We start from the raw sequence: 15,828 nt of genomic DNA on the forward strand, positions 1-15,828 counted from the left end.
TTAACATGACTTTATTCACATTGCAAGCAATCCGCTCGATTTTTTTATCTTAAAAACCTTATTGAATAACGTTGTGAAAACATAGTGAAAAATATCACTTTACAAGTTTTTTTATCTATCAAATTTAATTTCTATGTAAAAAAAACAAAAACTGTATCAGTTGAAACAAAAATCTGTTATATATAAAATTCTTTAAAAACGCTATCTTACATGGTTCCAGACTAACTCATTCTCTTATCTCAACAAATTTACCCTATTTACTAAAAAAAGAACCCTTTATCCCAAAGAGTTCTTTTAATTCAAAACATTATTGTTTTTTTATGAAGAAAGTGATTAAATTCACGTTATATCCATTTATGATATTTTTTTATATAAAGTTTTTTAATTAACTGTTGCAATATTAAATAAGAAAAGCTGATAACAATCAACCAAATCCAATACTCCCTTGGTAATTCGCCAAAATCAAATGCTTGTCTTAATGGTTCAAATAAAATAATACACAGCCCTGACCCGATAGCTAACGCACTCATCGTTAACATTTGTGGGCTAGCAACACTTTGGATGAAAGGTATTTTTTCCGTACGAATGACATGAACAACCAGTGTTTGCGTAAATAATCCAACTAAAAACCAACCAGATTGAAACACACTTTGCTGTGCAACTGTATTCGCACTTATCACAAACCACATCACAGCAAAGGTGATAATATCAAAAACACTACTGATTGGCCCAATGAAGAGAGTAAAATGCAACAGATTTTTTATATCAAATCTTACTGGTTTCATGATTTGCTCTTCATCGACATTATCCCATGGCATAGCAAGTTGCGAAATATCATACACTAAATTTTGAATTAACAATTGAATCGATAGCATAGGTAAGAATGGTAGAAACGCACTAGCAACTAAAACGGAAAAAACATTCCCAAAGTTAGAACTAATCGTAATCATGATATACTTCATCATATTTTTAAACACTTTACGTCCTTCTAACACACCATCTTCCAATACAACTAAACTTTTTTCAAGAAGAATGATGGAACTTGCTTCTTTTGTAATATCAGCCGCAGTATCAACTGAAATCCCAACATCTGCCGCTCTTAACGCTGGAGCATCATTGATTCCATCTCCCATAAACCCAACTGTTTCACCTTGATCTTTTAACGTATTAATAATTCTTGCTTTTTGCATTGGGTTTAACTTCGCAAATAGTTGCACGTCATTCACTGCTTGTTTTAATTCGTCATCCTCCATAGCGTCTATATCTGTTCCTATATAGGATTTACCGACTTCAATGCCGACATCACGACACACTTTTCGAGACACAATTTCATTGTCTCCTGTTAATACTTTTACGTTAACTCCATGTTGATGCAAGGAAGAAATCGCTGTAACGGCTGATTGTTTTGCTGGATCTAAAAACCCAACAAACCCAACTAGTATCATATCAGATTCATCACTAACAGCATAAGTCGGTGTGTCATGGACGTCTCGTTTATAAGCGACCGTAATCACACGCATCCCTTGTTCATTCATTCGTCTGTTTACATCTGACATTTGTTCAATCAACTCATCAGTGAGTGGAACAATCTCGTCATCAATTTCAACATATGAACAAATGGCCGACATCTCTTCAACGGCTCCTTTAGTTATCATCAATTGATGGCCATCTCTTTTTAGTGCCACTGTCAAACGACGCCTAGAAAAATCAAATGGAATCTCATCTATTTTTTCAATTTTATCTGTTATCATTTTATCTGGATTGGTTTCATAATAATTAATAATGGCATGATCCATTAAATTTTTCCAACCTGTTTGATAGTTTGAATTGAGATAGGCCATGTCTAATACTTTTTGATTTGAATCCCCTAAAGGACTAACATGTTCTACTAATACCACTCGATCTTCTGTAATAGTTCCTGTCTTATCAGTACAAAGAACGGTCATTGACCCTAAGTTTTGAATAGCATTTAATTCTTTTACAATTACTTTTTTCTTAGCTAGTGTTTGTGACCCTTTGGCTAAGTTACTAGTCACAATCATCGGTAACATTTCTGGTGTTAACCCAACTGCAACTGCTATCGCAAAGAAGAACGCCTGTGTCCAATCCCCTTTTGATAAACCATTTATCAAAAATACGACTGGGAACAATACTGTTACCATTTTTAATAATAATTTACTGATACGATTTAGATCACGGTCAAAACTTGTTAACGCACGGGCCGTACTAGCAGATTCCGCAATATCGCCAAAGAATGTATCTTGACCTGTTCTTAAAATAATGACTTCACCTTGACCACTCAAGATATCTGTCCCCATAAATACTAAATTATTTAGATCAATCGCTGAGGTATCTTCATCCACTTTTACATCGACCTTATCTGACTCAAATTTTTCAACAGGCATCGACTCCCCTGTTAAAGAAGACTGATTAACGAACAAGTCTTTCGTCCAAATAAGAACCCCATCAGCTGGTATCATATCTCCAGCTGATAAGTATACAATGTCTCCAGGTACCACATCTTCCATTGGTCTTTCTTTTATTTCGCCATCTCTTTTAACCGCACTAGTATGTTTCACCAAATTTTGTAATGACAGTGACTCTTTTTGTGCTTTGAAATCTTGAGCAAATCGAATAAATGCACTGATTAAAATCATCGTACTCATCACAAGAACCGCTTCAAAATCTTTTGTTAAAGCTGAAACGATTAATAATGCTGCTAAAACATAAATAAATGGATCCATGAATGATTCAAATAACACTCTATACCAAGGTTTAGGTTTTTGTACATTTACCTTATTCTCGCCAAATTCATCTAGCCGTTTTTCAGCATCTTCAGAGCTAAGTCCATCAGGTGACGTTCGAAACTCCATCATTAATTCCCTAGCACTTAAGTTAGATAACTTTTTTAACTCGTCATTCTTTTTATTTACTGATTCTTCTTTTGCCATGTGCATTCCTCCTACAACTAAAGTCTCTCCTTTATCATAACATGCATGAGAATTCTTTTCATTTAATCTGAGTTTTTATAAATAAAGTGTACATTATTTATAAAATAACAATAAAAAAACTTCATAATAAACAATTTATTGTACAAACACTCCTTATAATATAACGTTTTAATCTATCTTCCACTTCATATTGTAGCGTTATTAGTATTTTTATTATGTCCTACACCTCGTTATTAAATTGTTGTTTATTTGTTGTATAAAAAAACAACCACAATCAATTGACTGTGGTTGTTGGTATTATCTATTCTTCTGTTTGTAGTAACGTTTTTGCAATCACTGCAGAGATTAAACCACCTACTAATGGTGCTAAAATGTATAACCATAGTTGACTCATCGCGTCACCTCCAACAAATATTGCTGGCGATAAACTTCTCACAGGGTTTACTGACATGCCTGTTAAAGGAACCCCAATAAAATGTAACATTGTTAAAGTTAAACCAATTGCTAAACCATTATAAGAGGTTTCACCTTTTTTACTTGTCACAGACATAATAACAAATACTAAAATGGCTGTTAGCGTCATTTCAATGATAAATGCGCCTGTTGTTGAAATACCTTGATAAGTTGTTTGAGCTAGGTTATCTACACCTAAATCAGTCATTCCTAAAATCAATCTTAGTAACCCAGTACCAAGTATCGCTCCAATAATTTGTCCAACGACATAAACAATAAAATCTTGGACACCAAGACGTTTATTTACTAAAAAAGCTAGTGTTACAGCTGGATTCAAATGTGACCCAGAAATTTGTCCGATTGTATTAGCAGCAACCATAATCGCTAAACCAAACCCTAGACCAATCCCCAACGTTCCAACAACATTACCACTTAATACTGCAGTACCTGTACCAATAAAGACTAAAAAGAATGTCCCTATTACTTCTGCTAACCCTTTTTTTATCAAAATACTTCCCCCTATATTTTACACTTACCTTATAATTCTCTCTCTGGACCTCTCCAAAGTGTCAATCATTTCTTTTCCTTCATTGTCCCACTGAATCATTCGATAAAAGGCATCATGATAGAAAATAAATTTATAGTTGTTTTCATAAGCTTCTTTTAATAATTTTTCTTTATTTGTTATCGATGTCATTGGGTAATCATCATAAGCTAGAACCCATAAAGGATTTTGATGAGCATGTGTTGGCATAATATCTGCCATATGAATCATCGTCTCACCTTGTTGTTCAAATTTTATCACAGCATGTCCATTACTATGCCCACCTGTATGAATTATTGTCAAACCTTCTGCTACTTCAATTGATTTGTCATAAGTAACCACTTGATCAACGATTGGTTCCCAATTATAGGCCCAATAAGTACTCTTCGAGCGTATATTAGGATGTTGCATTTCTTCCCACTCAATGGCTTGAACATATATTTTTGCATTTGGAAAGACAGATACATAACCACCATCGTCAGTTGGTTTAGTTAATCCAGTTGCATGGTCAAAGTGCATGTGAGTCATTAACAGAAAGTCAATGTCTTCAAAAGTCAATCCTAATTCTTTTAAAGATGACTCAACTTCAGACTCCCAAGCAACACCGAAAATCTTCTTTTGTTTATCCGTAAATTTTCCATTTCCTACACCAGCGTCAATCAAGTAATTTTTACCTTGATATTGAATTAATATAGGGTCTGTCGGTAACTCAATCTGATTTTTTTCGTTCACTGGATATTTTCTTGTCCAGACTGGTTTTGGTACAACGCCAAACATCGCTCCACCATCCAAACAAGTCATTCCACCTTCTAACCAGGTTAGTGTCATATCATGAAACGTTAATGTATCCATCTGATTTCCTCCTAGTAGTTGATTACATATAGTTCATTTCTTTAGCTTTTTCTTTTAATTCATCTCTAAATTTAGGATGAGCAATATTGATTAATCTTTCAGTTCGTTCAAAAATTGTACTACCCTTTAATTCTGCACTACCATATTCAGTCACAACTGTATCAATATCATTTTTTGATGTTGCAACAGGAGCACCTTCGAATAAAGTTGGTACGATTGTCGAAATCTCATCATTTTTAGCTGTCGAGTATAAACAAATAACTCCAGTACCACTCTCTGTTAAACGTACCCCTTTCATAAAATCAGATTGGCCGCCTGTCGACGAATAGTAAAGCCCTTTCACTCTTTCTGAATTACATTGACCAAGGAAATCAACTTCAATAGCAGAATTAATCGCAAATAAGTGTTTCATCTGACTAATTGTGTCAAAACTATTTGTGTAATCACACGGTAACATTAAAATGTCTGGATTATTATTCATGAATTCATAAAGTCGCTTGCTTCCGATGGCAAAAGTCGCAACTGACTTACCATTATGAATTTCTTTTGCACTATTGTCAATAACACCTTTTTCAGTTAAGTCAACTAATTTTTCAGGAAGCATTTCTGTATGCAATCCTAAATGTTTTTTCTCTGTCAAATATTCCATTACAGCATTAGGCATTGCACCAAAACCAATTTGCAATGTGTCACCATCTTTTACTTTTTTCGCAATTTCACGACCAACAGCTAAATCTTTTTCATTTGGTGTTGGACTAACAAGTTCTGGTAACTCAACATTATTTTCAATTAAAGCATCGACTTGGCTTATGTGAATTGTATTTTTTTCACCAAATGTTCTTGGCATATTTTCGTTCACTTCTAAAACAATTCGTTTAGCACCTTCGACTAATGAGGCAACGTAAGATGGACTAGTACCTAATGAAAAGTTTCCATCTTCATCCATTGGCGATACTGTTGCCATAATGACTAATTTGTCACCTTCACGTTTTTTCAAAATAGAAGGGATGTCAGAAAAATGATTTGGTAGCAAATCAATGTTTCCCGCATTCATTCCTTTTCTATCCATGCCTGATAAAAAGATTGAAATTTGGCGTAATTTTGATTTTTCTACATCAACTGTTGGAAAACTAGGTAGCATACGATATAAAGAGTTACCCTCTAATGTATCCATTTCACGAATAGCATCTAATAATGCGGGTGGTTCACCTGGCATAATTGGAAAAATAATAGCATCTCCTGGTTCAATCACGCTGACTGCATCTTTTGCTGACTTAATTTTTTCATTATATAAGTTATCGTAATTCATAGTTAAACTCTCCTTATTATTGTCAGTATTTTCTGAATTTTCAGTTTTTTTCAAACTTGGGTTTACGTTTATTGACGAATGCATCCATACCTTCTGTTTGATCATTCGTTGAAAATAATGAGCCAAATACTTCTGCTTCAAGTCTTACTCCATTAGCTAAACTCATTTCAATACCCGAATCAATTGCTTCTTTACTTAGTTCTACCGCAAGTAGAGCATTTTTTCTAATTTGATTAGCTAAATCCATTGCTTCTGTTTGTAAATCATCAAAACTAACCACTTTATTTACTAATCCTATTCTTAAAGCATCATCAGCTGACACAATTTTACCTGTGAAAATTAATTCTTTTGCTATACCTATTCCCACAAGTCTTGTTAATCGTTGCGTGCCACCAAATCCTGGTATAATCCCTAATCCAACTTCTGGTTGACCGAATTTTGCATTGTCTGAAGCAATTCTCATATCACACGCTAAAGCTAATTCACAACCGCCACCTAAAGCAAATCCATTCACACAAGCAATCGTTGGTTGTCTTAATGTGCTTAGTTTTAAAAAGACATTATTCCCAATTTCTGAAAATGCACGTCCTTCAAACACTGTTTTATCTTTCATCTCTGAAATATCTGCTCCAGCAACAAAAGCTCTTTCACCTGTTCCTGTTACTAATAACACATCGATGTCTTGTCTAGAGCTCACTTCATCAATGGCTTTATCTATTTCTTCTAAAACTCCTGTGCTTAGAGCATTCAACATTTTAGGTCGTTCGATTTTTAATGTCCCAACACCATTTTCAGCAGATAAACTTAAGTATTTATATGTTTTCATTCATGATTCCTCCATTATTTTTTGTAGTTATAAAAACCTTTTCCTGTTTTATTTCCTAACCATCCTGCTTCTACGTATTTTTTAAGTAGTGGTGCTGGACGATATTTAGAATCATTAAATCCATCATATAACACGTTCATAATAGCTAAACACGTATCTAGTCCAATATAGTCTGCTAATGCTAAAGGTCCCATCGGATGGTTTGCACCGAGTGTCATTGACTCATCAATTTCTTCAGCTGTAGCAACGCCTTCACCTAAAACAAATATTGCTTCATTAATCATTGGAATTAAAATACGGTTTACTGCAAATCCTGGTGAGTCTTTAATATCAATTGATACTTTTCTCATTTTACTTGCTACATCTAAAATAGATTTTGCTGTTTCATCACTTGTTGCCATACCATGGTTAATCTCAACTAATTTCATCAGTGGTACTGGATTAAAGAAATGCATTCCGACTACTTTTTCTGGTCTACTTGTTACTGAAGCGATTTCAGTAATTGATAAAGAAGATGTGTTTGTGGCTAAAATTGTATGTTCTGGTGCAATCGCGTCTAACTGTTTAAAAATATCTAATTTAATTCTTTTATTTTCTGTTGCAGCTTCAATAATCAAATCAACGTGTTTTGCATCATCATAAGATGTTGATAGTGTGATTCTATCTAAAATTTTTGTTACTTCATCTTCTGTTTTAGAGCCACGTTTAACTGATTTTGCTAAAAACCCTTTAATTTTTTCCAAACCGTTTTGTGTTGCTTCTTCCGTTATGTCATTCATATAAACATCGTAGCCAACTGTTGCTAAGACTTGAACAATACCATTTCCCATTTGTCCTGCGCCGACAACCATTACCTTTTTAATCTCCATTTTTATACGTCCTTTACTTTACATTTTATTATCTATCCACGGTTTTGCTATGATACGTCTTAATCGATTAGATGATGATCCATATATCGCTGTAATTTTTGCATCTCGTACAAATCTCTCGATATCATTGTTTCGCATATAACCATAACCACCACTCATATTTATAATACTTTCTGTTGCATCAATTGCTAAGTTAGATGCAGTCAATTTGGTCATCGCGACCATGCGTTCATCTTGTTCTTGCTCAGAATTAATTACCTGCATCAGTAAAGACCTAGCAGAATAAATTCCTGTTTCAATATCTGCTAGCTTAAATTGTGTAGAGGTCATATCGATTAAGCGTTTTCCTAAATTTCTATCATAAGATACATATTTCAATCCTCTATCAAGTGCTCCTCCTGCGATTCCTAAGGATTGTGCTGCAACTGCTAGACGGTTTCGATTTAAAATAGATTGAATCTGAACTAATCCATCTGTTACGCCACCTAACAACTGCTTATCTGATACTTCAACATTTTGTAAGGTCACACTGGCAACAGGGAGTGCTTTAATCCCCATCTTTTCTTCAAGTTCACCGACTTTTATGCCATTGGTCTTTTTATCAATGACAAACACAGCATAGCCTTCATCGCCATCAAGACTCATAGTTTTAGCCGCAATCAGTAACACACTGGCAATAGGAGAATTTGAAATATAATCTTTGTTTCCTGATAATACCCAACCTGTTTCTGTTTGTCTGGCAATCGTATTCATTTCTTCAATTTCGCTACCTGTAATAGGTTCATTTAAAGCAAAACAGCCATAAAACTCACCAGTTAATGCTTTATCTAAGTACTGTTTCTTTTGTTCTTCTGTTCCAAATTGTGAAATAGGCCAAGCACAATGACTTTCTTGTGTGAGCAGAATACTACCAAGTGCTGGAAAATTTTTAGAGACTAGCCGAATAACGCTTAAGTAATCATGATAGGTAAGATTATTTAACTGTTTATATAAACTTGGCAAAATATTCATTTGAAATAAATGTTTCATCTGTTCTTCTGGAAATTTATCTACCGTATCGTAATATCTTGCTACTTTTGCTAATTCTTTATGAGAGTAATTCATCACTTGTTGCACTAGCTCATGTCTTTTTTCCATTGTGCTTACCCCTTTACTTCACTTAATTAACCACGCTTAACAACTAAAGCGATACCTTGTCCGCCACCGATACATAGAGTTGCTAATCCATTTTTCGCATCACGTTTTTTCATTTCATGTAGTAATGTTACTAAGATACGTGCACCACTTGCTCCGATTGGATGTCCTAGAGCAATTGCGCCACCATTAACGTTTGTAATGTCTTCATTTAATCCTAATTCTTGCATCACACTCATTGCTTGAGATGCAAACGCTTCATTTGATTCCACTAAATCTAAATCTTCCACTGTTAAACCAGCTTTTTCTAATGCTTTTTTAGTTGCAGGGATAGGACCTGTTCCCATAATTGTTGGATCAACACCTGCTGAGGCATATGATTCGATTGAAGCTAAAACTTCTAGGCCTAACTCATCTGCTTTTTCACGTGACATTAATACTAGGATTGCTGCACCATCATTCACGCCAGATGCGTTACCCGCTGTAACAGTGCCATCTTTTTTGAAGGCTGGACGTAAGTTTGATAATTTTTCTACAGTAGAACCAAAACGTGGGAATTCATCATCTTTAAAGATAACTGGTTCACCTTTACGTTGTGGAATTTCAATTTCAACGATTTCTTCTTTAAAGCGTCCTGATGTAACAGCTGCTTCTGCTTTATTTTGGCTTTTTGCAGCAAATTCATCTTGTTGTTCTCTTGTAAAGCCAAATTTTTCTGCAATGTTTTCTGCAGTGATTCCCATGTGGATTCCGTGGAAAGCATCTACTAAACCATCTGATAACATTGTATCGATTACTTTAGCATCTCCCATACGTTTACCCCAACGTTCACTTTCTAAAACATAAGGTGCTTGACTCATACTTTCAGTCCCACCAGCAACAACAATCTCATTGTCACCTAACATGATAGATTGAGCAGCAAGAACAACTGTTTTTAATCCTGAACCACAAACTTTATTAATAGTGAAGGCTGATTTTTCTTGAGGAATGCCAGCGTTTATTGCGACTTGACGTGAAACGTTTTGTCCTAACCCACCTGATAAAACATTTCCTAAAATCACTTCGTCAACTAATGATGGATCTAAATTAATATCTTTTAAAGATGCTTCTAATACTTTTTTTCCTAATTCAACGGCTGACATATTTTTAAGACTTCCACCAAAACTTCCAATTGGACTTCTTCTAGCTGATACGATTACTACTTCTTTCACTTATATTTCCTCCTATAGCGCCAATTAATAAAGCGCTTCATTTACACTTATTATTTTATATCGAAACATAACAAAAATCTAACAAGTAAATATAATTTATACTATTAGTTAAACTAATAGACTTTAAAAATCTTATTAAACAAGGTTTTTATAGACTCTTTCATTAAATATTAGCATAATAAGTATAATTTTCTTTTAACATTTGATAATTTTATATTTTAATAAAAAAAACATGAATCAAAAAGAGTCATGTTTCTACAAAATTAAATCATTGGTTGATAAAAGTAACTAAGAATGGATTCATATACTTTACTTTCAACTTCAGAATAAGTCGCTTTTATCGGTCTACAAAGTAATACATTAAACGGAATTGGATCCTTAAATGGAATCTCCTTAAACAACGTTTTATCCATTGTTCTCTCAATTGGAGAAGGTAGAATTGTAACAATTTTAGATTCTTGAGTTGCTTCTACTAAATAGTCCCATGAAGAGGATTGAAACATAATTTTTGCTTTACTTTTTATTTTTGCTAATTTATTTCTAACCAATTCATTTGTGGTAAAACTCTCATTGAAAGTTCCAATCGGATAAGGTTCTAAATCTTCCCAGTTCAACATTTTTTTATAAGCAAGCGGATGATCATGATACACAAATGCCGTCATTTCATCAATCTGAATGACATGTTCTTCAAATGCTTTAGGATCTAAACTTGTTGGCTCAATTAAAATAGCATAGTCTAAATCATTTTGAAATAGCATTTTTCTTAATTGGTTACTCCCACCTTCAATGATTTCAATTTGAATATCTGGATTGGCTAGAGTGAATTTCGGGAAAAACGAAGAAAAGAAAATACGTAAAATCAGCGAAGGAAGCCCTATACGAATCGTTCCTTTTTGTTTTGCTGCTTCTTTTCTTACCATATCATTCATTTGCTCATGTAACTTAGTAATTTGTTGAGCGTAAGCATATAATTTCTCTCCACTTGGCGTAAGAGAATCTAAACGACCGTTTTTTCGATAAAACAAAACCAATTCCTCATTGGCTTCAAAATTTATAATCAACTGACTCAATGCAGATTGTGTAATATGAATTTTTTTTGCTGCTAAAGACAAATTACAACCACACTCGACAATATTCATAAAATAATATAACTGTTGAATATCCATGCTGTTAACCCCTTCTAGCTTCTTTCTTTTAAGAATACTCATACGCTAAATAAAAATCAACATAAAAGCGTTTGTCCGACAAAAAAAGCTACTAAATCCATGACTAATTTAGCAGCTTATACTCTATTTAATTCAAAAGTTTGTGATAATTGGAAAATTAATAATTAAAAATTAAACGAAAGCTCCTTGTCCAGTTAAGTAACGCCCAACAATTAGTGCGTTAATTTCGTGAGTTCCTTCATAAGAGTAAATTGCTTCACCATCAGCGAAGAAACGAGCTACGTCAGTTTCTAATGTAATCCCGTTACCACCACATACTTCACGACCTAAAGCAACTGTTTCTCTCATTCTTAAAGCATTATGCATTTTAGCCAATGCAGAGTTTTCTTCTAAGAATTCACCTTGTTCTTGTAAGTTAGCTAATTGTGCAGAGTAAGCTAATGTTGCGACAACGTTTGCTTCCATACGAGCTAATTTTTCTTGAACTAATTGGAATGAAGAAACTTTTTTACCAAATTGGTCACGCTCTTTAACATATTTAAGTGCAGCTTCTAATGAACCATAAGTCATACCCATTGCTAAATGAGCGATGTCCGCACGTGTTGCGCGTAAAATACGAGCAACATCTTTAAATCCATTAACATTTTCTAAGCGAGTGCTGTCGTCAACTTCAACGTTATCTAAATAGATATGACCATTTTGTACTTCTCTTAAAGCAACTTTATTTTGGATAACATCAACTCTAAGTCCTTTTGAACCACCAGGTACGATGAAACACTTAATTTTGTTATCAGCTGTATCACGAGCAAAAATTGGTAAGATATCAGCAGTGTTTGCTCCACCAATCCAACGTTTTTCTCCGTTGATAACCCATTTGTCGCCTTTTTTCTCAGCAGTTGTTGCAAGTCCACCAGCAATATCTGACCCATGATCTGGTTCAGTTAAACCAAAACATCCTTGCCATTCAAATGACGCCACTTTTGGTGCGTAATGAGCGATTTGTTCTTCACTACCACCCATTAAGATTGTGTTGTAGCATAATCCACCATGAACTGTATAGAATGTTGCGATTGAAGCGTCTAATTTAGCAAGTTCTAAATATAAAAAGGCATTATATAATTCACTTGGTTTACGTTTTCCTTCACGTCCTTCAAATAATAATGGACTGTTCATTACACCAACTTTAGCAATTTCACCAAATGCTTCAAATGGGAATTCAGCTTTTTCCCAGTGCTCATTAATAACTGGTTTTACTTTTTCTTCTAGAACTTTTCGTAAATTTTTAAGAACAGTGAATTCACCTTCAGTCAACCCTCTTGAAAAGGCATACAAATCTAACGAATAAAACTCTTTCAATTCTTCTAAATATGACATGTTGTGTTCCTCCAAAAATTTATTTTTTGTTATTTCCTACTTACAATCAAATAATAATCCGTTTTCACGAACATTGCTACTTAACAAAAATTATGTAAACTATTAGTTTTATTAATACTTTTATAAAGCCTTTACATTATTTAGTTTTTGCTCTTTATTCTATGATAAGAGTTGCCTTTTTTTAGATTATAATAATTATCAAATAATAACAATTACTTGTAAACGGATTATTTTATGTTATGATAGACATATAAAATAGCATTGGAGGAATAGATAATGAGTTTTGATTTTACAGACAGAGGACAAAAACCAGTAGTAGAAAACGTTGAAGAATGGACCTTGGCAAATGACAATTACCGTACAACTGTATGGACAGGCAAAAAAATGCAAATGACTTTAATGTCCATTCTACCTGGGGATGATATTGGTTTAGAAGTCCACCATGGTATTGACCAATTTTTACGTATTGAAGAAGGAAAAGGGTTATGCAAAATGGGAGATACTGAAGATAATTTAACATTTGTTAAAGAAGTTTCTGATGATGATGCCATTTTTGTTCCAGCAGATATGTGGCATAATGTTGAAAACATTGGTGATAAACCATTAAAACTTTATACTTTATACGCTGGTCCAGATCATTTACCTGGAACCGTTCATCCAACTCATCAAGATGCTATTGATGACCCTAATGAAGACTAAATAATATAAAACAAATGCCACAGCGAGCAACTCACTGTGGCGTGTTTTTTATTAATTTTAAGCAAAAAAAATAGGCCTAACACCTATATAAAATCAGACACATGGCGGCACCAACTTAGTGCTGCTTCCTTCCAGATCTGACACGCTTCATCGGTCCACCATTGTCCTAGCCATAACGGCATGTATTATTGTACAACATTTTTTAATAGATTACTAGTCTTTTTTGCTTCTTTCTTTCTTTTTCTTATTTCTTTAAAAAAACGGGTTAATATTGTACTACATTCCTCTTCTAAAATTCCTTGTTCGACGTAACACTCATGATTAAAGCGACTATCTTGCAATAAATTCATCAAAGAACCTACTGTGCCACCTTTTGGATCCATCGCTCCAAAATAAACGTTTTCTATCCTCGATAAAAGAATTGCTCCGCTACACATTGGGCAAGGTTCAAGAGTGACAAACAAGTGAGCTTTTTCTAATCGCCAGCTCTCCACTTGTCTGTTTGCTTCTCTTATAGCAATCATTTCAGCATGTGTTGTAGCATCTTGTGAAAATTCACGTACATTATGTCCACGCCCTATGATTTTCCCATCCAAAATAACTACCGCTCCAATAGGAACTTCCCCCATCATATTAGCTTTTTTAGCCTCTAATAAGGCTTCATTCATATAATATTTTTTTTCTTGTTCTGATAATTTATTTAACTTCTCTAACATTTTTTAACCCCTCTATAAAAGATGTTTTTAAACTTTAGTTTTATGTTAGAATAACTTTAACATAAAATAAAGGATGATTTAATTTGAATAGACAACTACTTCAAACTCTTTTTCCTAATGGTTATTTCAACTCAGCGTATCACAAAGAATCAACTAAGTTGATAATTCCTATTGATAATGAATTCTTTTACATTTCAAAACAAGACATCTCACCTAGGGAAGAAACCCTACTAACTGAACTATTAATCAAACAACCCTTAACAAAAAAAATTGGCGGTCATCTTTGGTATGATTATTTATTTAATCAAGCTGAAATCCCTACTTCACCTGACTATTATCGTATCATTCAGATTAAAATAAGAAAAGATTCAGTTAATAAAAAATCTTGGCTTACTCATTTGTCAAAGCTATTTGATTCTATCGTTGATTCGTTTTTTATTGATGAAACGTCCGCTATTTTAATTGAAAAACGAACCTCTGTTTCCTATTCTTTTCAAGATATTAAAGCTATGCTTCTAACTTTGGAAAGTGAATTTTTGATACAAACAACAGCTTTTATTGGTCAATTTTATCAGATCTCTCCAGAATTCATTACCTATTTTAAAGAAGAAAAAATAATTTTTAATAAATTTGTTTATAATTATCATCCAAATGATGTTTTCAGTTTTGAAGATGTCGCATTAGAATATCTAACCAAAAAAGCCATTAAGGAAAGCCCCTTAATGACTAAATTATACACATCGACTATTTTTGATAAAGATACTATTCTAATGATTAAAACATTATGGAATGAAAAAGGTAATATTACCTCCAGTGCCAAGAAGCTCTATACTCATCGAAATACTTTACAATATAAACTTGATAAGTTTTCGGAACAAACAGGTATTTCTCTCAAAAATATGACTGAACTAACGCTATGTTACTTATGGATACTGTCGCTCTAGTTTCTATTATTATTATTTCCAAATAATAAAAATAGACGTAATACTTGTAAGAGTGATGCTACAGCTGCTGCGACATAAGTTAATGCAGCGGCCGTTAGTACTTTTTTTGCCATAACTAATTCATCATCTTCTAAAATATGATTTTCACTCAATATAGCTAATGCTCGCCGTGAAGCATTGAACTCTACCGGTAAGGTCACAACTTGAAAAAGAAAAGTTAAAGCAAAACACCATAACCCTATCGTCACTAATGCTGGTGTGGCACTAAAAAATATGGCACCAATTAAAATTAATGGAATAGATAGTTTAGCGCCAAAGTTAACGACTGGAACCATCGCAATCCTTAATTTTAATGGAGCATAATGTTTTTGATCTTGAACAGCGTGTCCACATTCATGGGCGGCGACACCAATCGCTGCAACTGACCTTGAATCTGCTACAGTTTGTGATAAACTAAGTATTTTCGTACTTGAATTGTAATTATCCGTCAAGTCTCCTGATATCTGTTGTACACCAACATTATGGATACCAGAGTCTTGTAAAATCAAACGAGCAACATCTGTTGCTGTGTACCCTTTTCTATTCATCACTTTGTCAAATTTTCGGTAAGTGCTATTCACATAACTAGATGCTACCATTGATAATAACATACCAATAATCACCAATATATAGGTGCTATCAAAAAATGGATAAAACATATTTCTATACCCCCTTATTATTGTCTCAATAACATTGTAACAGATTTTATAAAAAACATTTATAAAATAAATCAAATTTAGT

The 15,828-nt window shown here is 33.7% G+C and carries 14 protein-coding genes and 1 other RNA gene; 2 read left to right on the forward strand and 13 right to left on the reverse strand.

Annotation, left to right across the window (positions count from 1 at the left end; translation table 11 throughout):
* Nucleotides 1-344: 344 nt before the first annotated feature.
* From mgtA to fadE, 10 genes are all read right to left on the reverse strand, one after another.
* On the reverse strand, nt 345-2,951 hold the full coding sequence (gene mgtA, locus AC37UB_RS06680) for a magnesium-translocating P-type ATPase (RefSeq protein WP_490685491.1): 2,607 nt from the start codon (nt 2,949-2,951) through the stop codon (nt 345-347).
* A 301-nt stretch (nt 2,952-3,252) separates the two neighbouring features.
* On the reverse strand, nt 3,253-3,909 hold the full coding sequence (locus AC37UB_RS06685) for an MIP/aquaporin family protein (protein ID WP_490685587.1): 657 nt from the start codon (nt 3,907-3,909) through the stop codon (nt 3,253-3,255).
* Nucleotides 3,910-3,936: 27 nt separating this feature from the next.
* Nucleotides 3,937-4,800: a YtnP family quorum-quenching lactonase gene (locus tag AC37UB_RS06690; RefSeq protein WP_490685492.1), complete on the reverse strand. Its 864-nt coding sequence runs from the start codon at nt 4,798-4,800 to the stop codon at nt 3,937-3,939.
* A 22-nt stretch (nt 4,801-4,822) separates the two neighbouring features.
* On the reverse strand, nt 4,823-6,109 hold the full coding sequence (locus AC37UB_RS06695; protein ID WP_490685493.1) for an acetyl-CoA hydrolase/transferase family protein: 1,287 nt from the start codon (nt 6,107-6,109) through the stop codon (nt 4,823-4,825).
* Between the two features lie 40 nt (nt 6,110-6,149).
* The gene (locus AC37UB_RS06700; RefSeq protein ID WP_117973221.1) at nt 6,150-6,935 is read right to left on the reverse strand and encodes an enoyl-CoA hydratase-related protein; all 786 of its coding nucleotides are present in this window, start codon (nt 6,933-6,935) and stop codon (nt 6,150-6,152) included.
* Nucleotides 6,936-6,949: 14 nt separating this feature from the next.
* Complete coding sequence (locus AC37UB_RS06705; protein WP_117973222.1) at nt 6,950-7,804, reverse strand: 3-hydroxybutyryl-CoA dehydrogenase; 855 nt, start codon at nt 7,802-7,804, stop codon at nt 6,950-6,952.
* 18 nt (nt 7,805-7,822) lie between these two features.
* On the reverse strand, nt 7,823-8,941 hold the full coding sequence (locus AC37UB_RS06710; RefSeq protein WP_117973223.1) for an acyl-CoA dehydrogenase family protein: 1,119 nt from the start codon (nt 8,939-8,941) through the stop codon (nt 7,823-7,825).
* A 26-nt stretch (nt 8,942-8,967) separates the two neighbouring features.
* Nucleotides 8,968-10,149 carry an acetyl-CoA C-acetyltransferase gene (locus AC37UB_RS06715; protein WP_242093736.1) on the reverse strand — a complete coding sequence of 394 codons (1,182 nt, stop codon included), beginning with the start codon at nt 10,147-10,149 and terminating at the stop codon, nt 8,968-8,970.
* Between the two features lie 263 nt (nt 10,150-10,412).
* Nucleotides 10,413-11,315 carry a LysR family transcriptional regulator gene (locus tag AC37UB_RS06720; protein ID WP_117973225.1) on the reverse strand — a complete coding sequence of 301 codons (903 nt, stop codon included), beginning with the start codon at nt 11,313-11,315 and terminating at the stop codon, nt 10,413-10,415.
* Between the two features lie 171 nt (nt 11,316-11,486).
* On the reverse strand, nt 11,487-12,689 hold the full coding sequence (gene fadE, locus AC37UB_RS06725; protein ID WP_490685494.1) for an acyl-CoA dehydrogenase FadE: 1,203 nt from the start codon (nt 12,687-12,689) through the stop codon (nt 11,487-11,489).
* Nucleotides 12,690-12,965: 276 nt separating this feature from the next.
* Between fadE and AC37UB_RS06730 the strand changes: the two genes are divergently transcribed.
* Nucleotides 12,966-13,388, forward strand: coding sequence for a cupin domain-containing protein (locus tag AC37UB_RS06730; protein WP_117973227.1), 423 nt, complete (start codon nt 12,966-12,968; stop codon nt 13,386-13,388).
* A 78-nt stretch (nt 13,389-13,466) separates the two neighbouring features.
* On the opposite strand, the gene ffs is transcribed toward AC37UB_RS06730, so the two are convergent.
* Both ffs and tadA read right to left on the reverse strand, forming a co-directional pair.
* An RNA gene (gene ffs / locus AC37UB_RS06735) (signal recognition particle sRNA small type) lies at nt 13,467-13,566 on the reverse strand.
* 7 nt (nt 13,567-13,573) lie between these two features.
* The gene (gene tadA / locus AC37UB_RS06740) at nt 13,574-14,104 is read right to left on the reverse strand and encodes a tRNA adenosine(34) deaminase TadA (protein ID WP_490685495.1); all 531 of its coding nucleotides are present in this window, start codon (nt 14,102-14,104) and stop codon (nt 13,574-13,576) included.
* Between the two features lie 83 nt (nt 14,105-14,187).
* Between tadA and AC37UB_RS06745 the strand changes: the two genes are divergently transcribed.
* Complete coding sequence (locus tag AC37UB_RS06745; RefSeq protein WP_117973229.1) at nt 14,188-15,048, forward strand: helix-turn-helix domain-containing protein; 861 nt, start codon at nt 14,188-14,190, stop codon at nt 15,046-15,048.
* Here AC37UB_RS06745 and AC37UB_RS06750 read toward each other — a convergent pair.
* Nucleotides 15,045-15,746, reverse strand: a complete 702-nt coding sequence (locus AC37UB_RS06750) for a zinc metallopeptidase (protein ID WP_490685496.1) — start codon at nt 15,744-15,746, stop codon at nt 15,045-15,047. The two genes, AC37UB_RS06745 and AC37UB_RS06750, sit on opposite strands and share 4 nt — an antisense overlap.
* Between the last annotated feature and the right edge of the window lie 82 nt (nt 15,747-15,828).

This window comes from Vagococcus changpingensis (genome assembly GCF_058211775.1).

Coding starts and splice junctions, on each gene's coding strand:
- tadA (WP_490685495.1), bottom strand. CDS start 14,104: ATGTTAGAGAAGTTAAATAAATTATCAGAACAAGAAAAAAAATATTAT.
- AC37UB_RS06720 (WP_117973225.1), bottom strand. CDS start 11,315: ATGGATATTCAACAGTTATATTATTTTATGAATATTGTCGAGTGTGGT.
- AC37UB_RS06700 (WP_117973221.1), bottom strand. CDS start 6,935: ATGAAAACATATAAATACTTAAGTTTATCTGCTGAAAATGGTGTTGGG.
- AC37UB_RS06705 (WP_117973222.1), bottom strand. CDS start 7,804: ATGGAGATTAAAAAGGTAATGGTTGTCGGCGCAGGACAAATGGGAAAT.
- AC37UB_RS06710 (WP_117973223.1), bottom strand. CDS start 8,941: ATGGAAAAAAGACATGAGCTAGTGCAACAAGTGATGAATTACTCTCAT.
- AC37UB_RS06730 (WP_117973227.1), top strand. CDS start 12,966: ATGAGTTTTGATTTTACAGACAGAGGACAAAAACCAGTAGTAGAAAAC.
- fadE (WP_490685494.1), bottom strand. CDS start 12,689: ATGTCATATTTAGAAGAATTGAAAGAGTTTTATTCGTTAGATTTGTAT.
- AC37UB_RS06690 (WP_490685492.1), bottom strand. CDS start 4,800: ATGGATACATTAACGTTTCATGATATGACACTAACCTGGTTAGAAGGT.
- mgtA (WP_490685491.1), bottom strand. CDS start 2,951: ATGGCAAAAGAAGAATCAGTAAATAAAAAGAATGACGAGTTAAAAAAG.
- AC37UB_RS06750 (WP_490685496.1), bottom strand. CDS start 15,746: ATGTTTTATCCATTTTTTGATAGCACCTATATATTGGTGATTATTGGT.
- AC37UB_RS06695 (WP_490685493.1), bottom strand. CDS start 6,109: ATGAATTACGATAACTTATATAATGAAAAAATTAAGTCAGCAAAAGAT.